This window comes from Micromonospora sp. NPDC127501, from assembly GCF_040302185.1.
Lineage (GTDB): Bacteria > Actinomycetota > Actinomycetes > Mycobacteriales > Micromonosporaceae > Micromonospora.
The window spans coordinates 302,777-324,862 of the sequence record NZ_JBEORJ010000004.1; the positions used below are offsets into that span (position 1 = coordinate 302,777).

The window sequence follows — 22,086 nt, forward strand, 5'->3', positions numbered from 1 at the left end:
GACAGTTCACTCGGCCGTCCGTTCCAGGCGCTCGACCAACTCGCCGACCGCGGCGTGGAAGTCGTCGTCGGGAGTGAACCGGTGGCCCTGCACCGGCGGGGGCACCGTGTCGGTCGGTGGGATGAGCAGCCCCTTCGGATCCCGTACCCGACGGTCGACCCGGGCGGCCGGGTCGTCGGGTCCGTCGACGTACGGGACGAACACCGCTCCGCCCACCGCGTCGGTGTACCGCCACAGGTTGATCCACCGCCAGGCCAACCGGCCGCCGACCTCGCGCAACATCTCGTCGCTGACGTACCCCGGGAAGATTCGCCGGTACCGGTTGCCGAGCGGGGAGCCGTAGGTCAGCAGGGCCACCCGCCGGCGGCAGCGGTCCGGGAGTTGAAGGACCGTCGCCGCCGCGAGCACGCTGCCGTGACTCTGCCCGGACAGCAGCACCGCGTTCCCGTCGGCGGTGAGCTGCCCGATCCGGCGGGTCAGCTCCGGGACCGCCCGCTCGACGTAGCACGGCGGGGCGAGCGGATGCGCGGCACGCGGCCAGAAGGTGGCCAGCTCCCAGAGCACCCCGACCAGCCGGATCGCGCCGGATCGGTAGGCGACGAGTCCCATCACCGCGAGGACCGTGGCGAACAGCCCGATCAGCAGGGCGCCCAGGTCGGTCACGAAGATCACCGGACGGGCCAGCGGCTCGCCGCCCAGCCGCAGCGCGAGCGCACCCGGGCCGGGACCGATCACCGAGAGCCCGGCCGCCGCGAGAGTGAGCAGCGCCAACACCACGTACGCGGTGGCCAGCAGCGGCCCGAGCCGATCCGTGAGTCGGGCGCGCATGATCGTGTCGCGGACGGCCCGGACCCGTTCCGGGGCCGCCCGGGAGGCTTCCGGATAGTCCCGCCGGACCAGTTCCTCGGCCTCCCGGCGGCGACGATCCCGGCCGATCCGGGGTCCGAGCAGGGCCGTCACCACCACCAGGAGCACGGCGAGGGAGAAGCCGAGGGTGGCCCAGCGGAAGGCGGTCGGCGGCGACAGCGGTGGCGCACCAGGCGGCAGCGGCCTTGCCGGCGTCGGGCTGGAACCACGGTCCAGATACTCGGCGAGCCCGTAGGTCAGGCCCGAGTCGTAGGCGACGCCCAACCCGATCGCGACGGTTGTCAGCACCGGCGCGCCCAGCCCGGCCAGCAGGAAGAGCGGCCGGGGAAGGGAACGGCGCTGCACCACGACCACCAGGCCGAGCATCGCGAGCAGCACCACCTGCCCGGCGAACAGCCCGGCGACCAGCATCCCGTACCCCGGCAACATCCCCTCGGCCCTCCACGGCGGCCGGGGCAGCAACGCGTACCCCAGGGTCAGCGCGGTGAGCGCGACGGCCAGCCAGCGGATCGTGCGCGAACTCCGCTGGTTCTGCTCTCCGCGCCGCTCGATCGCCGGCCGGCAGAGCAGCACCACCGCGGCGGCGAGCAGTGCGACGTCCGCAGCCAGCAGCAGCCAGCCGGGCGCTGTGGCGTCGTGCGGCGTCAGAGCCAGCAGCAGACTGAGGTCGAGCGTGCCCAGCGCCACAGCGACGTGGACCGACCGCAGGCGACGCAGCAGCGAGCGGGTGTCCCAGAAGGCGAGCGCGTCGAGCCGGTCCGCACCCACGCCGGGCGCGTGGTCGCTGTCCTCGGGGAGCTGCCAGGTCCGGGCACCGAGTCGCCAGATCAGGACGATGGCGATGATCGGCGGTACGGCCAGCAGCGCGAGTCGCTGCCCGGGCGGCACGTCGCCCAGCCAGGAAAGCTCCCGCCGCCCCTCCAGGCACCTCGGGTAGGCCGCGCACTGCCACGCGATCAGGTCGAGGGACACCCCGACGGTGGAGAGCACGTACATAGCGGTCATCGTCGCGGCCAACAGCCGGCACAGCGCCCGCGCGACGCGGCCGCCGCGTCCGGTGACCGGCAGCATCCAGACCGCGATGTTGCTGAGCATGAACGGCAAGAGCAGGACCAGGGAAAACGTCCGGGTCGCGGTGCCGCCGGTCAGCCTGCTCCAGCGGTACGCCTCAAGCGTCACCCCGTCGCGGTCAGCGGGTGCACCGTAGCCGGGCCGGGGCCGGTAGAAGCCGGCGTTGTCGTCTCCCGCGACCCGCGCGACGATCGGTCGGTCGAGGATCGTCTCGGGCCCCTTGTCGGCGACCCCGTGCACCCGGATCTCGGTGATCCTCACCCGCAGCCCTCCCGTGGCCGGCTCTCCTGGCCGGAAGGCCCGCGGTTACCCGCTGCCGCCGTCGGCAACCCCGGTGTTGTCGGTCATTGGCGCTTCTGCACCCGAACCCGACTGCGGCATGATGGCGGGCATGACGGAGACCCCGCATCCCCTGTACGACAGGCACGCCGACACCCTCAACCGTGCGCTGACCGCGATCACGGAGCGGGGCTACTGGTCCGCCTATCCCGAATCCCCCAGCCCCCGGGTGTACGGCGAGACCGCCGCCGCCGACGGCAAGGCCGCCTTCGAGGCGTACCTCGGCGGTGACTTCCCGCTCGACCAGCCCGGCGCGGACGTCCGGGTCGCCACCGAGACGAGCCCGTTCGGGGTGGAGTTGGCGGTGCGTTACCCGCACGCCGGCACCGGCGAACTGGTCGACGCCGCCTCCGCCGCGCTGCCGGCGTGGCGCGACGCCGGCCCGCAGGCCCGGGTGGGCGTCTGCCTGGAGATCCTCGACCGGCTGCACAAGCACATCTTCGAGCTGGCCAACGCGGTGCAGTTCACCAGCGGGCAGGCGTTCGTGATGGCCTTCCAGGCCGGTGGCGCGCACGCGCTGGACCGGGCGTTGGAAGCGCTGGCGTACGCGTACGCCGAGATGACCCGGCACCCGGGCACGGCGGGCTGGGAGAAGGCCGCCGGCAAGGGTGACCCGCTGCGGATGACCAAGACGTTCCACGTGGTGCCGCGTGGGGTGGCGCTGGTGATCGGCTGCAACACCTTCCCGACCTGGAACTCGTACCCCGGGCTGTTCGCCTCCCTGGTCACCGGCAACCCGGTGATCGTCAAGCCGCACCCGCGTGCGGTGCTGCCGCTGGCCATCACCGTGAAGTACGCCCGGGAGGTGCTCGCCGAGGCCGGGTTCGACCCGAACCTGATCATGCTGGCGGCCGAGGCGCCCGGTGAGAAGCTCGCCAGCGACCTGGCCCTGCACCAGGCCGTCCGGATCGTCGACTTCACCGGCTCCACCGAGTACGGCGACTGGCTGGAGACGCACGCGCGGCAGGCATCGGTCTACACCGAGAAGGCCGGCCTCAACACCGTCGTCATCGACTCCACCGACGACTTCGCCGGCATGTGCCGCAACCTCGGGTTCACGCTGACCCTCTACAGCGGGCAGATGTGCACCACCTCACAGAACATCCTCATCCCGGCCGGCGGCATCGAGACCGACCAGGGGCACAAGAGCTTCGACGAGGTGGCCGGCGGGATCGCCGCCGCAGTCGGCAAGCTCACCGCCGACCCGGCCCGAGGTGTGGAGCTGACCGGCGCCATCGTCAACGACGGGGTGCTGGAGCGGCTGGCCGAGGTGACCAAGGTCGGCGAGCCGGTGCTGGAGTCGCGGGCCGTGGCCCACCCGTTCTACGCCGACGCGGTGGTGCGTACCCCGACGATCGTGAAGCTGACCGCGGACGACGCGGAGACGTACGGCCGGGAATGGTTCGGGCCGATCTCGTTCGCCATCGCGACCGACTCCACCACGCACAGCCTGGAGCTGCTGCGCCGGACGGTCGGCGAGAAGGGCGCGCTCACCGCCGGGGTCTACTCGACCGACGAGGCCGTGCTGGACGCCACCGAGGCGGTGGCGGTCGAGGTCGGGGTGCACCTGTCCTGCAACCTCACCGGCGGTGTCTTCGTCAACCAGTCGGCGGCGTTCTCCGACTTCCACGGCAGCGGGGCCAACGCGGCGGCCAACTCCGCGCTGACCGACGGGGCGTACGTCGCCAACCGGTTCCGGATCGTGCAGTCTCGGCGGCACGTCTGACCCTGGTTGCGGTTGGGGGTTTCCGGGGCGGTCCCGTTCCTCGCGGTTGGGGGTTCGGGGCGGCCCCGTCCCTTGCGGTTGGGGGTTCGGGGCGGCCCCGTCCCTTGCGGTTGGGGGTTTCCGGGGCGGCGGCCCCGTCCCTTCGGTTGGGGTTTCCGGGGCAGCCCGACCCGCTCCGGGCGGTCAGGCTTGATCCCTGCGCGGGTCGGGCTGCCCCGGAAACCCGCCGTGGGCGCGGTGGTCGTCGACGTGTCCGGCCCGGAGCCTCCGCTCCACCCATGATCGTGCTCGATCCAGGAAGTAGTGGCCTCTCGTCGGAGGGTTACCACTACATCCTGGATCGAGCGTGATCATCACGGCTGGCGCCGCGTACCGGGACCGGCCCTGCCTGGCGCGATCTCCCCGGCGGCGCCGCGCACCGGGACCGGCCCTGCCTGGCGCGATCTCCCCGGCGGCGCCGTCGTACCGCGACCGGCGGCGGGTTGGGTGCCTTGTGAGTCAGGCTGGTCGGCGCATCTGTAGTTCGGTGAGGGCTGGGACGGTGGGGTGGGGGACCCGTACCCCGGTGTCCTTGAAGCCCAGGCGCTGGTAGGCGCGGTAGGCGCGGTCGTTGCCGACCACCACCTCCAGCATCAGCTCCGGTCGGCCACAGGCCCGCGACCAGGCGGCCACCCCGTCGATCAGCTCGCCGAGCAGGCCACTGCCGCGCCAGGCCGGAGTGACGTACACGGCGTAGATCACGGTCAGCCCCGGTTCGTTGGGGTGGGTCGTACCACCGGCGTGCCCGACCAGTCGGCCGCCCGGGTCGGCGACGAACTGCGCGTTACCGGCACCGGCCGAGGTGTACGTGACCCGGGCGGCGAACTCGTTGTGCGGTCGGGCCGCCGCGTCCGCCAGCGTCTCCAGGAAGGCCAACGGCGCGTCGGCCAGCATCTCCAGGCGCAGCGCCCGCATCCGGGCGGCGTCCTCCGGCCGGACCCGGCGGATCTCCGCGAGCCGTGCGGCCGGCGAGCCCATGTCGGTGGTCATGTCCGCATGCCTACCACAGGGCAGGGATGGCGTTTCACGAGCTGGGCCCGATCGCCGTCATCTCGGGGGCGGCCCTGCGGCCTGCCCCCATTCGGAATGACGCCGGCGAATCCGGTGGCTCCAGAATCCGGCCGGTCAGCGTGGCCGGGACGCCCCGAAGTGTGTCTGATTTGTGGCCGTGCGCGGCCGTCACTCCTCGTGTAGCGTGCGATTTCGGTCACCTGCTTCAACGGCGGTCATCGATCGCTGAGTCGGTGGTCCGGGGCGCCCGGCCGTGCCGTGCGCCGAGTCAGGCAACGCCGCGCAGAGTGAGGGAAGTGCACCGTGGCACAGGGCTCCGTGAAGTGGTTCAACGCCGAAAAGGGCTACGGCTTCATCGCCGTCGACGGCGGTCAGGACGTGTTCGTCCATTTCTCCGCGATCGAGATGGACGGCTACAAGGCGCTGGACGACGGTCAGCGGGTCGAGTTCGAGATCACCCAGGGCCAGAAGGGCCCACAGGCAGAGCACGTACGCGTCATCGGCTGAGCTTCCTGGCCGATCGGCCCCGCGGGTCGGGGCTGCGGCAGGGGCGCGCAGCCGGGAAGATCGTGAACCGTTCCAGCCGATGTGAGGAGCGTTCATGACCGACCAGCCGCCCCCGCCCACTTCGTCCCCCGGGTCGGGGGAGCCGGACCCGTCCGATCCGTCCTCGCCCGCCGGCAGCCCCGGCCACGCCGGTCCGCCGCCCGGCTGGGGGTCGGGCATGCCCCCGGCCGGCCCGCCCTCCGGCCCCGCCGGTCCGCCGCCCGGCTGGGGGGCGGGCATGCCCCCGGCCGGCCCGTCCGCCGGCCCCGCCGGTCCGCCGCCCGGCTGGGATCCCGGGCAGGGTGCCTGGGGTGCGGCCCCGCCGCCGCAGGGCTGGGTGTTCCCGCCCACCGGGGGCTACCCGCCCGGGTCGGGTCCCTACGGCGGGCAGCCGTGGTATCCGGGGCCGCCGGTCGGCTGGTACCCGCCGGGTTACGGGTTCGACCCGCACGACGCCCTGGTCACGCCGCCCGGTGCCGGCATCGGCGGCTGGTTCAACCGGTGCGGGGGAGCGCTGCGTCGGGGCTGGCGGCAGTTGGTGCCGATCATGCTGCTCACCCAGGTGCTGCCGGCGGCGGTGCTCTCGGTGGTCTCCCTCGGGCTGGACCCGTCGGCGAAGTGGGCCGCCCAGGCCGAATCGACGTCGACCCCCGCGCTGCCGGACAATTTCGCCGCCGAGTTGCTGAGCCTCCTGGTCCTGCTGATCGGCGGCAGCCTGGTGGTCGGGTTGGTGCAGGCCGTCGGGTGGGCCGCCGGCACCTGGGTGATCACCAAACAGGCGGCCGGTCAGCCGGCCAGCCTGGAGTCTGCGCTGCGCTACGGCCTGCGTCGGGCACTCGGGCTGTGGGGCTGGACCCTGTTGGTCAGTCTGCTCATCGGCGTCGGTGTCTGTTTCTGCGTGCTGCCGGGCATCTACCTGGCCTTCGCGCTGAGCATGGCCGGTCCGGTCTATCTCTTCGAACGGCACAACCCGATCGGTCGATCGTTCCGGATGTTCCACGACCGGCTCGGCCTGCTGCTCGGACGGGTGGCCCTGGTGGCCGTGGCGGTGCTCGTCGGCACCCTGGTCCCCGGTGGCCTGGAAGGGATCGGCACCTCCGCCCTCGGAACGGATCCGTTCTCCTCGGCGGGTACCGCCGCCGGGACGGTGGTGGTGATCGGGATCACCGCCGTGCTGGCCCTGCCGGCCCACCTCGCTCAGATGATCGGTCTGCTGGTGACGTATGCCGAGCAGCGTGCCCATGAGGCGCCGGTGAACACCGCTGGACTGGCCGCGGAACTCGGCTGAGCGGCGGCGTCGTGCTTGCACTCGGCAGGGGAGAGTGCTAAACAAGTCATTGGCACTCGCATACCGTGAGTGCCAATGGTCGGGACGGTGGGGCCAGGTTGCACCGGCGTGGAGACGCCGGGGCGGCACATGGCCGGTCGTCGCGGGCTATCCGGCCCGGCCGAAGGACGTCGTCGTCGCCAGGTGGCGACGTCCCAAGGTGCGTACACCAGGCGGCCCATCCGGGGCACACATCTCGGGTGGCCCGTGAGTGTCCAGGAGGACAACGCCGTATGGCCAAGATGATCGCGTTCGACGAAGAGGCGCGCCGCGGCCTCGAGCGGGGCATGAACCAGCTCGCCGACGCCGTAAAGGTGACCCTCGGCCCCAAGGGCCGCAACGTCGTGCTCGAGAAGAAGTGGGGTGCCCCCACCATCACCAACGATGGTGTGAGCATCGCCAAGGAGATCGAGCTCGAGGACCCGTACGAGAAGATCGGCGCTGAGCTGGTCAAGGAGGTCGCCAAGAAGACCGACGACGTTGCCGGTGACGGCACGACGACGGCGACCGTCCTGGCCCAGGCCCTGGTTCGCGAGGGCCTGCGCAACGTGGCCGCTGGCGCCAACCCGATGGCCCTGAAGCGGGGCATCGAGGCCGCGGTCGCGAGCGTCTCGGAGGAGCTGTCCAAGCTCGCCAAGGACGTCGAGACCAAGGAGCAGATCGCCTCCACCGCCTCCATCTCCGCTGGCGACAGCACCGTCGGCGAGATCATCGCCGAGGCGATGGACAAGGTCGGCAAGGAAGGCGTCATCACCGTCGAGGAGAGCAACACCTTCGGGCTGGAGCTGGAGCTCACCGAGGGTATGCGCTTCGACAAGGGCTACATCTCGGCCTACTTCATGACCGACCCGGAGCGTATGGAGGCCGTCTTCGACGACCCGTACATCCTGATCGCCAACAGCAAGATCTCGTCGGTGAAGGACCTGCTCCCGATCCTGGAGAAGGTCATGCAGTCGGGCAAGCCGCTGCTGATCATCGCCGAGGACCTGGAGGGCGAGGCCCTCGCCACCCTGGTGGTCAACAAGGTCCGTGGCACCTTCAAGTCGGTCGCCGTCAAGGCGCCGGGCTTCGGTGACCGCCGCAAGGCCATGCTGACCGACATCGCCATCCTCGCCGGTGGCCAGGTCATCAGCGAGGAGGTCGGCCTCAAGCTCGACGCCGCCAGCCTCGACATGCTGGGCCGCGCCCGCAAGGTCGTGGTGACCAAGGACGAGACCACCATCGTCGACGGTGCCGGTGACGCCGAGCAGATCCAGGGCCGGGTCAACCAGATCCGGGCCGAGATCGACAAGAGCGACTCCGACTACGACCGGGAGAAGCTGCAGGAGCGGCTGGCCAAGCTGGCCGGCGGCGTTGCGGTGATCAAGGTCGGCGCGGCCACCGAGGTCGAGCTCAAGGAGCGCAAGCACCGCATCGAGGACGCCGTTCGCAACGCGAAGGCCGCCGTCGAGGAGGGCATCGTCCCGGGTGGTGGCGTGGCGCTGGTCCAGGCCGGCAAGACCGCCTTCGACAAGCTCGACCTGGTCGGCGACGAGGCGACCGGTGCGAACATCGTCAAGGTCGCGCTGGACGCCCCGCTGCGGCAGATCGCCGTCAACGCCGGCCTTGAGGGCGGCGTCGTGGTGGAGAAGGTCCGTAACCTCGAAGCGGGTCACGGTCTGAACGCCGCCAACGGCGAGTACGTCGACCTGCTGGCCGCGGGCATCATCGACCCGGCCAAGGTGACGCGCTCGGCGCTGCAGAACGCCGCTTCCATCGCGGCGCTCTTCCTCACCACCGAGGCTGTTGTCGCGGACAAGCCGGAGAAGACCCCGGCTGCCCCGGCTGGCCCGGGTGGCGGGGACATGGACTTCTGAGTCCAGTTCCGACACCGAACGGGGCGGGCCGCTGACGCGGTCCGCCCCGTTCGTCGTCAGGTCGGCAGTGGGCGCTGGTTGCGCCGCTTCTGTGCCCGGTTGTACGGCGGAAGCAGTTGGATCGGCGCGTCCACCATCTCCTGCGGCTCCTCGGCCACCGACGGCTCACCGTCGGTGGTCATCTCGGCCAGTTGCTCGGCGTCGCCGTAGTCGAGCCGGTCGAACGGCAGTTGGCCGGGGAGTTCACCCACCGGTTTCCAAGTGATCGGCGTGCCGTCCTCGGTCTGGTTGTCATCCGTGGTCATGGCTGCCTCCTCTACCGAAACGGTAGGGGGCGTCGATGGCCCACGCGGGCGAATGGATCTATGTCCTGTTTGCCCCGGTTATGACCTGGACAGGGTTCGCCGGTACAGGAAGAAGACCCGCTCGATCCACGCACCCGCGCTGCCCGAATAGAACGGCACCGGCCCTACCCAGCCGATCTGTGCCCGGCCCAGCCCTGCCGCCCGCTGGTCGCGCAGGCAGCGCCGCAACAGCACCCCACCGATGCCCGACCCCTCCACGGCCGGCGCGGTGCCCATCGGCCCGAACCAACTCGGCCGGGACGACCCGTACGCGGCGAAGCCGAGAACCTCGCCGTCCCGCTCCGCCAGGTGGCAACCGGCGTCGGCGCGCCCCACGGACCCGGCCAACTCGCCGTCCCACGTTCCGCCGAAGGTGGACCGGGCGAACGCGGTCAGCGCCGGCAGGTCCGCCGGCTCCGCCCGGCGTACGGTGACGCCCTGGTCGGCCAGCCGCTGCTCCGTCGCCTCGGTGGACCGCAGTGCCGGCGACCCGTCGTACGACAGGTCCGCGGTCATGTTCCAGGCGGTCCGGTCCTGCTGGTAGCCGAGTGCGAGGGCGGCGCAGACGGCCGGCGTGTAGCGGACGTCGATTCCCGGCCACGCGTAGTACGGCGGGTTTCCGGCCAGCAACACCTCGGTCGCCCCGCGCTCGGCGAGGACCCGCTCGGCTCGCTGGAGCAGCGCCCGGCCGACGCCTCGACGCCGCTGATCCGCGAGGACCGCGACCAGGTCCACGTGCCCGATCCCCGGCTCGGTCGACGACACCGAACAGATCAGCACCCCCACCAGGTCCGCACCCCGGTACGCGCCCAGCCCGACCACCGGCCGGTCGGCGGTGGCCCGGGCCCAGAGCACGTCCACGATGGCAGCCGCCTCGGCGGCGTCCTCGGGCAGGTCGAGAGCCTGCTGGCAGAGCTGTACGACGCTGGGGGCCAGGTCGGCGGTCAGCTCGGTGACGGTGATCTCGGCGTCCATGGTCGCCGACCCTAGATCACCGAGTGTCGGGTCGCACCCCCGGCTCAGCACTTCAGGAAGGAAACCTGCCTATTGCTGGGCGGCGCGAACGGCGGCGTACGCGTCGACCTGACCGGCACCGGTGACGTTCGACGGCGCACCGCAGGCGTCGGAGGGGCTGTCGGAGCGGTAGGTGGGCGTCGCCGCCGTGGCGGTGTCCCGCAGGATCTGCCGGGTCCGGGCCACGTCGCCGACCAGCGCCGGGTTCGCCGACCACATCAGCGCGACCACCCCGGCCACCTGCGGGGTCGCCATCGACGTGCCGTCCAGCGCGGCGTACGTGCCGCCCGGCATTGCCGACACGACACCCACCCCCGGTGCCAGCACGTCCGGTTTACCCGAGCCGCCGGGCACCGGCCCCCGCGAGGAGAACTCGGCGACCCGCCGCTGGGCGTCCACCGCACCCACCGTCAGCACGTCCGGGTACGGGGCGGGCGGATCGTCGATCGACGCGCACCACGGGCCGGTGTTGCCGGCCGCGGCGACCACGAAGATCCCGGCGGCGTCGAGGGCGGCGGTGGCCGGCCGCAGAACCCGCTGGTCGCAACCCTCGATGGGCGGGCAGCCCCACGAGTTGGTCAGCACCTGCGGGGCGCGCTCCGGACGGCCGTCGGTGAACGGGTCGCCGCCGGCCGGGAAGGGCGCCAACATGAACTGGAGACAGTCCAGGTAGTGCGCCGGGCTGCCGAGGTTGCGGTCCAGGTTGACGCAGCCCACCCACTGCGCGTCCGGCGCCACCCCGATGCCGTCCCGCCCGACCGCGCTGCCCACCGTGTGGGTGCCGTGCCCGCCCTGGTCGGTCGGGCTCCGGGTGTCGTCCCACGGGTCGTACCAGGAGTCGTCCCCACCACGGAACCCGGCTCGTAGCGCCGGATGGCCGCCGTCCACCCCCGAATCGGAGCTGCCGACCACGATGCCAGTGCCGGTGACCCGGAGTTGGGACCACACCCGGTCGGCACCGATCTGGCTGATGTTCCACTGCGGGCCGGTGGGCTTGGGTGCGGTGCCCCGGTTCTGCCCGGCCGGGGCCGGGAGTGGCCGCAGGCGCTGGCTGACCAGCACCCGCGCCACCTCCGGCCGGCGGGCGAGCCAGGCCCGCACCGCCGGGCCGCCGTCCACCTCGACGGCGTTGACCAGGTAGTACGACACCGGGTCGAGACGCAGCCGGTTCAACCCTCGCAGCAGGTCGCCCTGGCTCTGCTCGGCGGTCGTCACCAGCCGCCGGTAGACCTCCGCCGCGCGGGCGTCCCGTCCCGCTCGACCCGGCGCGGCGGCCGGAAGATCGCTCAGGTTGGCCTGCGTACGCAGCACCACGAACAGCCGCTCGCCGTACAGACCCGGCTGGCCGGGGCCGAGGTCGACCGCCCCGAACGCCACCAGCAGCACCACGGCCGCCACCGCGGCGACCCGCCGGTTCGGGGTGCGTGCCGTCGGCCGGGCGAGCAGCACCGCGTACCCGACGGCGACCAGGACCGCGACGGCGAGCCCGACGCCGGCGGCGGTTGCCACCCAGAACGGGATGTCCCGGGTGCCGACCAGCAGCAGGCTGATCTCCTCGGGGTCGGTGAAGGCCAGCGGGCCGAGCGCGGCCAGGCCCACGAGCCAGCCGGTCGCCGTTCGGCCGGCGCGGATGGCCTCGGCCGGATCGGCGGCGGGCCGCCAGGTCGCCGCCCAGAGTGCGGCCAGGGTGAAACCCACCGGCGGCAGGGTCAGCAGCGCGGGCAACTGCGCGCCGGACTGCCCGGCCCCGGCCGCGAGCAGCAGCAGCGCCACCCCGGCGACCAGGCCGCCCACCAGCACCAGCCGAGCCGGCCGAGGCGGGCGCCCCACCGCGAACGGGGCCCAGAAGGGGGCGTCCAGCAGAGTCGCGGCCAGCACCCCGAGCGCGGCGGCCGCCAGCAGCGCGAGCGCGGTCTCCAGGAGGCCGCCGAGCGCGCCCAGCCAGGCCCACGGCAGCAGCAGCGCCAACCCGGCGGCGACCGCGAGCAACGGCACCGGGCCGGATCGGCGCACGCGCCGTCCGACCGGCTCCGCGTTCCCGGTGGTCGCGGACCGTGTGGCGTCGTCGTCTCCGGTGGCCTCGGGCCGTGTCACGTCGCTGTCTCCGGAGGGTGCCGGCCCGCGGACCGGGCCGACGAGCCCGGGGTACGCCCACCGGCGCGCCGCCCAGCGCACGGCGAGCGCGCCGAGCAACGCGGCGCCGGCCAGCGCGGCGAGGTACGCCTCGTGGTGCACCGGCGGTACGACCCGCAGCAGTGTGAGCACGCCGAGTGCGAGTGCCCCGATCAACCAGGCCCGCCCGGTGGCCCGGACCGCGCCCGACCGGGGCAGGACGGCCAGCAGCAGGGCGGGCGTGCCGGCCAGCACGACGGCGGCCAGGCCGAGCACCGGCCAGAGCCAGCCGAGCCGGTCCCGTCCGAAGCCCAGCAGCACCTGGTCGGTGAGCCAGCCACCGGTCTGGGTGCCCACGGTGACAGCAACCGTCCAGCAGCCGACCAGCACGGCCGCGACCACCGGCCACGGGGAACTGCGGTCGCTGAAGCCGGGCTGCGCAGGTTGACCGTGCATCCGAGAACCTTACGACTACGACGAAGGCTTTCAACCCGACCGTCGGGTTCCGGCGCTTCGAAGAACCGTGCGGATCCTGGCCGGGATCGGGTGGCCGGACGTGTCGTGCGCTTCGGAGCAGGTAGGCGCGGTGCGGAGCGGGCGGCGAATGTCGACACGGCAGCTCGACGGTTACGGTGGACGGGTGCGCGACCCCAATATCTCCCGATCCGTCGCCGGTCAGCTCTCACCGGTCCGCCGTGCGTCCGACCTGCGTCGACTGCGTGCCGAGCGCTTCGACGTGCTGGTCATCGGGGGCGGGGTGACCGGAGCCGGTGCCGCCCTGGACGCGGCGTCCCGTGGCCTGAAGGTGGCGCTGGTCGAGGCGCGTGACCTTGCCGCCGGGACCTCCAGCCGGTCCAGCAAACTCATCCACGGTGGCCTGCGCTACCTGGAGCAGTTGGAGTTCCACCTGGTCCACGAGGCGCTCACCGAGCGCGGCCTGCTGGCCACCCGGCTCGCGCCGCACCTGGTACGCCCGGTGCCGATCATGGTGCCGCTGCCGGCCGGGCGGGGCCTGCGGGACCTTCCGGCCCGGGTCTTCCGCCGTTCCTACTACGGCGCCGGGGTCGCCGCGTACGACGCCTTCGCCGGGATCTTCGGCGGTGGCCGGGGCATGCCCCTGCACCGTCACCTGACCCGGGAGGGTGCCCGGCGGATCTTCCCGAGCCTGCGGCCCGATGCGCTGGCCGGGGCGATCCGCTACTACGACGGGCAGGTCGACGACGCCCGGCTGGTGGTCACCCTGGCCCGGACCGCGGCCAGCCTCGGCGCCACGGTGGTGAGCAGTGCCCGCGCCGTCGGGTTGATCCGGCAGGCGCGCGAGGTGACCGGCGTCCGCGTCCGGGACCTGGAGGCGCCGCCGGGCTCGCCGGACGCGGAGTTCGAGGTGCAGGCCCGCACCGTCATCGCCGCCACCGGCGTGTGGAGCGACGACATGTCCCGGATGCTCAACGACGTTGGCCTGCGGCCCGGCGTCCGCGTGCGCGCCTCCAAGGGGGTGCACCTGGTGGTGCCCCGCTCGGCGATCACCGGCGAGACGGGGCTCATCCTGCGTACGGCGAGTTCGGTGCTGTTCGTCATCCCGTGGGGCGGGCACTGGATCATCGGCACCACGGACACCGACTGGCGGCTGGACCGTTCCCATCCGGCCGCCTCGGCCCGCGACATCGACTACCTCCTCCAGCAGGTCAACACCGTGCTGGACCGGCCGCTCACCACGGACGACATCGAGGGGGTGTACGCCGGGCTGCGGCCGCTGCTGGCCGGCGAGGCCGACTCGACCTCGAAGCTCTCCCGGGAGCACGCGGTCTTCGAGCCGATGCTCGGGCTGCTGCTGGTCGCCGGCGGCAAGTACACGACGTACCGGGTGATGGCGTCCGACGTGGTCGACCGGGCCGCTCGCCGGCTCGGCGGCACCCGCTCGTCGCGCACCGCCGACCTGCCGCTGCTCGGCGCGGACGGGTACCCGGCCATGTGGCGGGACCGGGCCGACCTGGCTCGCCGGCACGGCGTGCCGGTGGGCGTGGTGGAGCACCTGCTGGAGCGGTACGGCACCCTCACCCTGGACCTGCTGGCGCTGGTCGACGCCGATCCTCTGCTGGCGTCCCCGCTGGCTGGTGCTCCGGAGTATCTGGCGGCGGAGGTCGCCTACGCGGCGCGGGCCGAGGGCGCGCTGCACCTGGAGGACGTGCTGACCCGGCGGACCCGGATCTCGTTCGAGACCAGCCACCGGGGGCTGGAGTCGGCGGAGCACACCGCCGAGTTGATGGGCGCGGTGCTCGGTTGGGACGCGGCCACCCGGGCCCGCGAGGTCGAGCACTACCGGGCCCGGGTGGAGGCGGAGCGGCAGTCCCAGTTGATGCCGGACGACGCGGCGGCGGACGCGGCCCGCCTCGGTGCTCCGGACGTCCGGGGTTACGCGGCCGACCGGGGTGACGACGATCAGGCGGAGCTGCGCTCGTCCGCTCGATGACGAATTGCGACGTTACCGATGGGTAACCATCGATACCGGCCCGGATGGTGGTTTCGAACGCTACCTACGGTGGGGTAGGTTTCCGCGCGTGCTACCCCGCGCGCGCCCTCGTCTGCTCCTACCCCTGCTCGCCGTCGCGCTCGTCGGCGCCCTGACCGGGTGCTCCCTCTTCGACGGCGACAAGCCGCGCACCCCGGTGGCGCAACCGACGGCCGGCACGGCGGGTGGCGGTTCGCAGCTGGAGATCCCCACCACGGTCGCCGCCGGTCAGGTCAGCCTGCTCCAGCGGCTCGGCGAAGACGGGCCGATGCGCACCCTGAGCGTCGAGCGGAACGGCGCGTGGCAGTGCATCGACTGCGCCGGCGACGGCGTGACCTCCCGGGGCACCCTCGCACCGGAGCTGACCGAACGGCTCCAGGTGCTGCTCGCCAACCCTGCGCTGGCCGACGAGACCGATCAGGCCCGGCGGTACCGGACAACCTGCATCGACGCGCTGACGTCCAGCCTCATCACCTCGGCCGGGCTGATCACCTCGCAGGACTGCCCGGGTGAGGAACTCACGCCGGTCGCCGGGGAGATCCTGCTGCTGCTCACCCAGGCGACCCCGGCCGAGGTCAAGGGCTGACCGCAGCCGGTCACAGCACCTTGCCCGGGTTGAGCAGGCCGGCCGGGTCGAGTGCCGACTTGATCGCCTGATGCACCCGGACACCGACCGGCCCGATCTCCCGGGCCAACCAGTCGCGCTTGAGCAGCCCCACTCCGTGTTCGCCGGTGCACGTGCCGCCCAGATCCAGGCCAAGCCGCATGATCTCGTCGAAGGCCCGCCGACCCCGCTCCACGCTCGCCGGGTCGGCCCGGTCGACCACGATGTTCGGGTGCATGTTGCCGTCCCCGGCGTGCCCCACCACGCCGATCGGCACCTCGCACTCGGCCGCGATCCGGGCGACCCCGTCCAGGAGCGCCGCGAGCGCGCCGCGCGGCACGGCCACGTCGTCGATCACCAGACCGCCGTTGCCACCCGGGTAGGCCTCGGCCGCGAACTTCTCCATGGCCGGGTGGGCCAGCCGGCGGGCCTGGAGCAGCGCCGCCGCCTCCACCGCGTCGGTGGCCGCGTAGACCTCGTCGGCGCCGACGGCCTCGCACACCTCGGCCAGCACGGCCAGGTCGTCCGCCGCCCGGGAGCCGGTGTCGGCGGCGGCCAGCAACAGGGCCTGCGCGTCGGTCCGCAACCCCATCGGCTGGTACGCCTCGATCGCCCGCAGGTGGGTCTGGTCCAGCAACTCCAGCAGGCTGGGGGTGAGCCCGCGAGCCGCGATCTCGGCCACCGCCGCGCCGGCCGTGGCGGTGGATCCGAAGACCGCCACGAGGGTCAGCGACTCGGCCGGGGCGGGCCGCAGCGCCACGGTCACCTCGGTGATCACGCCGAGGGTGCCCTCCGAACCGACGAACAGTCGGGTCAGGTCGTAACCGGCCACCCCCTTGGCCGTACGCCGGCCGGTGCGTAGCACCTCACCGGAGGCGAGCACCACCTCCAGGCCGAGCACGTACTCGGTGGTCACTCCGTACTTCACACAGCACATGCCGCCGGCGTTGGTGGCCACGTTGCCGCCGATCGTGGACGACTCCCAGGAGCCGGGGTCCGGCGGGTACCAGAGGCCCTGTTTCGCCACCGCACCGGCCAGCGTCGCGTTGACCACCCCCGGCTGGACCACCGCGATCCGGCTCACCGGGTCGATCTCCCGGATCTCGTTCATCGCGACGGTGCTGAGCACCACCGCGCCGTCCACCGCGTTCGCCGCGCCGGCCAGCCCGGTCCGCGCGCCCTGCGGCACCACCGGTACGCCGTGCCGCGCCGCCGCCTGGATCACGGCGACCACCTGCTCGGTGTCGCGCGGGCGGGTCACCACCAGCGGGACGCCGGCGGCGCACAGGTCGGCTTCGTCGCGCTGGTGCATGCGCAGCAGGTCGGGGTCGGTGAGCACGGCGTCGTCACCGAGCGCGGCGCGCAGGTCGTCGAGGAGCGCGGTGGGGGCCATGCAGCCGAGGCTAGGTCGCCGACCGGCGATCATCAACATGATCGACTGGGCGGGATAACTTGGGCACCATGCTCTACCTGGACCGGCCGGCCTGGCCGTGGCGTGGTCGGCTCTGGTCGCACCTGATCAGCGACGTCTCGTACGCCGAGCTGCACGTCTTCGCCGAGGCGCTCGGCGCGCCCCGGCGCGGCTTCGACCGGGACCACTACGACATACCGGCCGACCGGTTCGCAGCGGCGGTGTGGCTCGGTGCCCAGGTGGTGCCGAGTCGGGAGCTGGTCCGGTTGCTCCGCGCCGCCGACCTGCGTCGGCCGAAGCACCTGGTCAACCCGCGTTCTCCGGCGCCCCGGTGAGGGCGGTCAGCTCGCGGCGCACATTGTCCCGGGCGGGCTCTTCCCACCGGCTCGCCAGCGGTGGCGACCGGAACAGCGCGGGCAGTGCCAGCAGGCCGGTCAACACGGCGGCCCGCCCAGCCCGGAAGGCCGGCTCCGGCACATGGGCGTACTCCCGGCGGATCGCCGCCGCGTAACGCTCGTAGTTGGCCGGCGGCGCGGCCAGCACGGCCAGGTCCGCATCGCAGAGCAGCGCGCCGTCCCGGTCGCCCGGTGCCACCGTGTGCCCGGCGGTGAGCAGCACCAGCCGGCGCACCTCGGCCACCGTGGGCGCCGGCACCCCGAGCCGGGTGAGCACGCTCTCGGCCAGCGCGGCGCTGTCCCGTTCGTTGGTGTCGCCGGCGGCCCGAGGGTCGTAGACCGCGTCGTGGAACCAGGCCGCCAGCCGGACCGTGTCGGCCCGGGTGGCCAGGTCGGCGTGCTGGTCCACCACATCGAGCACCGCCGTCAGGTGGGCCGGCGTGTGGTAGTGCCGGTGCGGCTCACGCCACCGGGCGATCACCTGCTCGCCGGCCGTGGTGACATCCGGGTCGGGCCTCGCGCCGGCACCCCGGGCCGCAGTCAGCCACCGCTCCAACAGATCAACCACCGCCCGAGTCTGCCGCATCGCCCCGCGACGCGCGGGAAGGGAGGGTTGCGCGGGCCCACCACGGGTAGTCGCGCCCATGGCCGTGGCCCGGGACAAGCGACCTCCGATGGTGCGACGCACCGCGCTGCGCGAGGGTCTGGTGGACATCGACGGCGCGCGGATCGCCGAGGCCACCGAACAACTGCGCCACCGCAGCCGGGCCACCCTGCACGATCGGCTGCACCGGGTACGGATGGCCGGCGGGCTCGCCGTGCAGGCCGGGCTGGCCGCCGGGCTCGCGTACCTGATCTCGCACAAGGTGCTCGGCAACCCGCAACCGGTCTTCGCGCCGATCTCCGCGGTCGGCACCCTGGCCGCGTCGGTCGGTCAGCGGTTCCGCCGGACGGTGGAGCTGATCGTCGGGGTGGGGGTCGGGGTGTTCGTCGGCGACCTCCTGATCTACCTGCTCGGCACCGGGGCGTGGCAGCTCGGCCTGGTGGTCACCGTGGCGATCCTGCTCACCATCTTCGCCGGAGCGAGCGTGGCCATCGTCATCCAGGCGGCGGCCACGGCGGTGCTGATCGTGACGCTGAGCCCGTCGACCCAGAACCTGGAGATCCCCCGCTTCGTCGACGCGTTCCTCGGCGGTGGGATCGCACTGCTGGTCACGGCGGTGCTGCTGCCACTGAACCCGCTCCGAGTGATCAACAGGGCGGCCCGCCCCGCCCTGGACCTGCTCGCCGCCCAACTCGACGCCACCGCCGACGGGCTGCGCAACCGGGACCGCGCCGCGATCCAGGGCGCACTGGAGAGGCTGCGCAACAACAAGGAGGAGTTGGCCACGTTGGGCGAGGCCATCGAGGGGGCGAAGGAGACCGCCACCCTCTCCCCGGCCCGCTGGCACCGCCGCGACGAACTGACCCACTACGCGGAGGCGGCCGAGCCGATCGACCGGGCGATGCGCAACAGCGGCACGCTGATCCGCCGGTCCGTCACGCTGGTCGAGGACGAGGAACCGGTGCCCGACCCGATGCCGGACGCGGTCGGTCACCTCGCCGAAGCGGTCCGGCTGCTCAAGCACGAGTTCGCCGCCGGTGAGGAGCCGGAGAAGGCCCGGGAGCGGTCGCTGCGGGCGGTCAGCGAGGCCGGCCGGGCGTACGGCGCCGGGGTGGGCTTCTCCGGCAGCGTGGTGATCGCCCAGATCCGCACGACCGCGAGCGACCTGCTGGTGGCCTCCGGGATCGAGCAGGAGGAGGCGAACCGGTGGATCCGCACCGCCTTCGGGGAGCAGGAGCGCCCGGTCGGTGAGCCCGCCGAGCCCGGCGAGGCACCGAAGCCACCCACCGCCCCGCCGGTCGGCTGAGCGGGGGCCACCGCCGGGCGGGCCTCAGCCCAGCTCGGCCAGCGCCGCGAGCAGCCGGTCCACCTGAGCGGCCGTGCTGCCCAGCCCGATGCTGGCCCGCAGCGCGGTGGGCGGCAGGTCCCGCCGGCCGGTACGCGCCGCCGCCTCGCCGAGCAGACGCCGGGCCAGCGGGTGGGCGCAGAACAACCCGTCCCGTACGCCGATGTGGTGCTCGGCGGCCAGCCGCGTGGCCACCTCGGTGGAGTCCCATCCGGCGACCACGAACGAGATGATGCCGACCCGGGGCGCGTCCGGGCCGAAGGTGCGCAGCTCGACGACGTGCGGCAGGGCGGCCAGGCCGGTCCGTAGCCGGGCCAGCAGGGCCTGCTCGTGGGCGGCCAGCGCGCCCTGGTCCGCCTCGTCGAGCGCCCTGCACACCGCCGCCAGCGCGACCGCGCCGAGCAGGTTCGGGGTGCCGCCCTCGTGCCGCGCCGGGCCGGTCGCCCAGGTCACGTCGTGGGTGGCCGGCCCGACGTGGCTGGTGGCCCCACCGCCGGCCAGGTAGGGCGGGGCGGCGTCCAGCCAGTCGGCCCGACCGATCAGCACGCCCGCGCCGAACGGCGCGTACAGCTTGTGGCCTGACACGGCCAGGTAGTCGACGTCGAGCGCGAGCAGGTCGACCGGGGCGTGCGGGGCGAGCTGCGCGGCGTCGAGCACGATCCGGGCGCCGTGCCGGTGCGCCACCCGCGCCAGTTCAGCCACCGGCCACCGCTCACCGGTCACGTTGCTCGCACCGGTCACCGCGACCAGCACCGGCAACGCAGGGTTGCTGCCCCGGCGCAGCTCGGTGAGGGCGGCGGCGAGATCGCGTACCGCCCCGTCGGGGTCGCTGGGCACCGGCAGCCGCACCGACCCGCGCGGCCAGGGCAGCAGGTTGGCGTGGTGCTCGCCTGCGAACGTGACCACTGTGGTGCCGGCCGGCACGGCCCGCGCCAGCAGGTTGAGGGCGTCAGTGGTGTTGCGGGTGAAGATCACATGATCGTCGGCGCGAGCACCGAAGAAGTCACCGATCGTCTGCCGGGCCTGCTCGTACGCGAGGGTGCAGCGCCGCGACAGCGCTCCCGCTCCGCGATGCACGCTGGCGTACCAGGGCAGCAGCTCGGCCACCGCGTCGGCGGCGGCCCGGGCGCACGGCGCACTGGCCGCGTAGTCCAGGTTGATCTCGCCGGGTACGCCGAGGACGTCGAGCGGCGCGGACGGCGCCGACGGCACGGTGGACAGGCTGGGCAGCGAGGGGACGAGAGTGACGGACACGCCGGAACCTCCGGGGTCAGGGACCCCGGGTGCGGCATCGGGACGGGGTCCGCGCTTGCCCAGCACACCGATCGGGCTGGGCCCGGTCATCACCCGGGGCACCCCACCGCGAACTCGACGAGGGTTGCCGGCCAGCAAGCCGGGGCTGAACGCTGGCACTCGTGACCTGCCGGCAGCATAGCGGCTACCGATGCGACCGAACCAGCCGGCGGCGGATGGCTACGCTGACCGCATGGCCGACACCCCGCCCGGTTCACCGCTGCCGCCGTCGCCCGCCGCCCCGCCTGCGCCCGCCGGCCCGCCCATGGGTGAGACGCCCCGGATGCCGCTGCGCCGACTGGGCTGGCGGCGGTTCCTGGTGCTGGCCGGGGTGGTGCTGTTGATCGCGGCGTGCGCGGTCTTCATGGTCTTCACGCTCGGCCAGTCGCTCGGTGTGCAGGCACTGCTGATCGGGGTGGTCGCCGCCATCCTGCCGGTGCCGGTGCTGGTCGCCTGCTTCCTCTGGCTGGACCGGTACGAACCGGAGCCGTTGAAGTATCTGATCTTCTGCTTCGCCTGGGGGGCGTTCGTCTCCACCGCCGCCTCGCTCACGGTCAACGACTTTGCGGCCAACCGCTTCGCCGACTGGGGCCTGCCGTCCGCCCTCACCGGGGTGCTGGTGGCGCCGTTCATCGAGGAGCTGACCAAGGCGCTGGGCCCGATCCTGCTGCTGGTGTTCCGCCGCCGCGAGTGGTCCGGGATCACCGACGGCCTGGTCTACTGCGGGCTCGCCGCGGTCGGTTTCGCGATGGTGGAGAACATCCTCTACCTGGGCGGGTTGGGGTACGCGTCCGGTGCCGACCGGTACGGCCCGGCCACCGGCATCCAGCAGGTCATCGCGATCTTCATCCTGCGGATCCTGCTGTTCGGGTTCGCCCATCCCCTTTTCACCTCGATGACCGGTGTGGGGTTGGGTATCGCCTCCCGGACGGCCGACCGGCGCATCCGGGTGCTCGCCCCGATCGCCGGCCTGCTGCTGGCGATGATGCTGCACGGCACGTGGAACCTGCTGCCCACGCTGACCCAGGCCACCGGCGAAGCCATGATCATGCTGTACGGCTTCCTGGGCCTCATGGTGCCGGTCTTCTTCGGCACCGTGGGGCTGGCCCTGTGGCTGCGCGCCTGGGAGGGGCGGCTCACCGAGCGGGTCCTGCCCGACTACGTCCGCGCCGGGTGGCTCAGCCCGCCCGAGGTGGCCGCCCTGAGCAGTCTCGGCCGGCGGCACGCCGCCCGCAGTTGGGCGCGGCGGGTGGCCGGCGACGCCGGGGTGCGGTCAATGCGGGGTTACCAGTCCGCCGCCACCCGGCTGGCCCTGCTGCGCGACGGGGCGCTGCGCGGCCTGGACCGCAAGCCCGCCGATCAGGAGCGGACCGCCCGCGAGGAGCGGGAGCTGCTGGACGCGATCACCGAGTACCGGTCGTTCTTCGTGGGTCGGGACCCGCAGGCCCCGGCGGGGGTCTGGGACGGCAGCCGCTACCACCTGCGCTTCCCGGACGGCACGCAGCGCGTGGTGGACGCGCCGGACGAGCCGGTGGTGCCGATCCCGGTGGTGCTGGCTCCCGCACCGGCTCCGGTGGGCTACACCCCGCCCGGTTGGCCCGGCCTGCGCCCGGCGTCTCCCTGGCCGCCGACGCACCCCTGACAGCTACGGCCTGGCGGCCGACGCCTGACAG

17 protein-coding genes and 1 riboswitch are annotated in these 22,086 nt (G+C 73.1%); of the genes, 9 read left to right on the plus strand and 8 right to left on the minus strand.

What is annotated here, in order from left to right:
• Window positions 1-6: 6 nt before the first annotated feature.
• Window positions 7-2,199: a hypothetical protein gene (locus ABTW72_RS11510; RefSeq protein WP_350857408.1), complete on the minus strand. Its 2,193-nt coding sequence runs from the start codon at window positions 2,197-2,199 to the stop codon at window positions 7-9.
• Window positions 2,200-2,329: 130 nt separating this feature from the next.
• Between ABTW72_RS11510 and paaN the strand changes: the two genes are divergently transcribed.
• Window positions 2,330-4,003 carry a phenylacetic acid degradation protein PaaN gene (paaN, locus tag ABTW72_RS11515; RefSeq protein ID WP_350857411.1) on the plus strand — a complete coding sequence of 558 codons (1,674 nt, stop codon included), beginning with the start codon at window positions 2,330-2,332 and terminating at the stop codon, window positions 4,001-4,003.
• Window positions 4,004-4,501: 498 nt separating this feature from the next.
• Here the strand turns inward: paaN and ABTW72_RS11520 are convergent, their stop codons facing one another.
• Window positions 4,502-5,032 (minus strand): GNAT family N-acetyltransferase, encoded by a 531-nt coding sequence (locus ABTW72_RS11520; RefSeq protein ID WP_350857414.1) that lies wholly within the window; start codon window positions 5,030-5,032, stop codon window positions 4,502-4,504.
• Between the two features lie 324 nt (window positions 5,033-5,356).
• Between ABTW72_RS11520 and ABTW72_RS11525 the strand changes: the two genes are divergently transcribed.
• The 3 genes from ABTW72_RS11525 to groL all read left to right on the plus strand — a co-directional run bounded on the left by ABTW72_RS11525 (window position 5,357) and on the right by groL (window position 8,782).
• A complete protein-coding gene (locus ABTW72_RS11525; RefSeq protein ID WP_091402914.1) occupies window positions 5,357-5,560 on the plus strand; it encodes a cold-shock protein in 204 nt (67 codons plus the stop codon).
• Window positions 5,561-5,654: 94 nt separating this feature from the next.
• Complete coding sequence (locus ABTW72_RS11530) at window positions 5,655-6,887, plus strand: hypothetical protein (protein ID WP_350857417.1); 1,233 nt, start codon at window positions 5,655-5,657, stop codon at window positions 6,885-6,887.
• A 272-nt stretch (window positions 6,888-7,159) separates the two neighbouring features.
• Window positions 7,160-8,782 (plus strand): chaperonin GroEL, encoded by a 1,623-nt coding sequence (groL, locus tag ABTW72_RS11535; protein WP_030490078.1) that lies wholly within the window; start codon window positions 7,160-7,162, stop codon window positions 8,780-8,782.
• A 56-nt stretch (window positions 8,783-8,838) separates the two neighbouring features.
• Here groL and ABTW72_RS11540 read toward each other — a convergent pair whose 3' ends face one another.
• The 3 genes from ABTW72_RS11540 to ABTW72_RS11550 form a co-directional block, all read right to left on the minus strand.
• Complete coding sequence (locus ABTW72_RS11540; RefSeq protein ID WP_350857420.1) at window positions 8,839-9,087, minus strand: hypothetical protein; 249 nt, start codon at window positions 9,085-9,087, stop codon at window positions 8,839-8,841.
• A gap of 78 nt (window positions 9,088-9,165) precedes the next feature.
• Window positions 9,166-10,101 carry a GNAT family N-acetyltransferase gene (locus ABTW72_RS11545; protein ID WP_350857423.1) on the minus strand — a complete coding sequence of 312 codons (936 nt, stop codon included), beginning with the start codon at window positions 10,099-10,101 and terminating at the stop codon, window positions 9,166-9,168.
• Window positions 10,102-10,170: 69 nt separating this feature from the next.
• Window positions 10,171-12,708, minus strand: a complete 2,538-nt coding sequence (locus tag ABTW72_RS11550; RefSeq protein WP_350857426.1) for a S8 family serine peptidase — start codon at window positions 12,706-12,708, stop codon at window positions 10,171-10,173.
• Between the two features lie 199 nt (window positions 12,709-12,907).
• Between ABTW72_RS11550 and ABTW72_RS11555 the strand changes: the two genes are divergently transcribed.
• Both ABTW72_RS11555 and ABTW72_RS11560 read left to right on the plus strand, forming a co-directional pair.
• On the plus strand, window positions 12,908-14,722 hold the full coding sequence (locus ABTW72_RS11555; protein ID WP_350857873.1) for a glycerol-3-phosphate dehydrogenase/oxidase: 1,815 nt from the start codon (window positions 12,908-12,910) through the stop codon (window positions 14,720-14,722).
• Between the two features lie 88 nt (window positions 14,723-14,810).
• Window positions 14,811-15,347 (plus strand): hypothetical protein, encoded by a 537-nt coding sequence (locus tag ABTW72_RS11560; RefSeq protein WP_350857429.1) that lies wholly within the window; start codon window positions 14,811-14,813, stop codon window positions 15,345-15,347.
• 10 nt (window positions 15,348-15,357) lie between these two features.
• Here the strand turns inward: ABTW72_RS11560 and ABTW72_RS11565 are convergent, their stop codons facing one another.
• Window positions 15,358-16,758, minus strand: a complete 1,401-nt coding sequence (locus ABTW72_RS11565) for an FAD-binding oxidoreductase (protein WP_350857432.1) — start codon at window positions 16,756-16,758, stop codon at window positions 15,358-15,360.
• Between the two features lie 68 nt (window positions 16,759-16,826).
• Here ABTW72_RS11565 and ABTW72_RS11570 point away from each other — a divergent pair, with 68 nt between their 5' ends.
• On the plus strand, window positions 16,827-17,111 hold the full coding sequence (locus tag ABTW72_RS11570; protein ID WP_350857435.1) for a DUF4031 domain-containing protein: 285 nt from the start codon (window positions 16,827-16,829) through the stop codon (window positions 17,109-17,111).
• Here the strand turns inward: ABTW72_RS11570 and ABTW72_RS11575 are convergent.
• Window positions 17,083-17,739, minus strand: a complete 657-nt coding sequence (locus ABTW72_RS11575) for an HD domain-containing protein (protein WP_350857438.1) — start codon at window positions 17,737-17,739, stop codon at window positions 17,083-17,085. The genes ABTW72_RS11570 and ABTW72_RS11575 overlap by 29 nt on opposite strands.
• A gap of 106 nt (window positions 17,740-17,845) precedes the next feature.
• Between ABTW72_RS11575 and ABTW72_RS11580 the strand changes: the two genes are divergently transcribed.
• Window positions 17,846-19,081: an FUSC family protein gene (locus ABTW72_RS11580; protein WP_350857441.1), complete on the plus strand. Its 1,236-nt coding sequence runs from the start codon at window positions 17,846-17,848 to the stop codon at window positions 19,079-19,081.
• A gap of 24 nt (window positions 19,082-19,105) precedes the next feature.
• Here the strand turns inward: ABTW72_RS11580 and ABTW72_RS11585 are convergent, their stop codons facing one another.
• Window positions 19,106-20,374: an aminotransferase class V-fold PLP-dependent enzyme gene (locus tag ABTW72_RS11585; protein ID WP_502892186.1), complete on the minus strand. Its 1,269-nt coding sequence runs from the start codon at window positions 20,372-20,374 to the stop codon at window positions 19,106-19,108.
• Between the two features lie 46 nt (window positions 20,375-20,420).
• Window positions 20,421-20,541: riboswitch (SAM riboswitch) on the minus strand.
• Window positions 20,542-20,564: 23 nt separating this feature from the next.
• On the opposite strand from ABTW72_RS11585, the gene ABTW72_RS11590 reads away from it, so the two are divergent.
• Window positions 20,565-22,055 carry a PrsW family intramembrane metalloprotease gene (locus ABTW72_RS11590; RefSeq protein WP_350857444.1) on the plus strand — a complete coding sequence of 497 codons (1,491 nt, stop codon included), beginning with the start codon at window positions 20,565-20,567 and terminating at the stop codon, window positions 22,053-22,055.
• Window positions 22,056-22,086 lie beyond the last annotated feature (31 nt).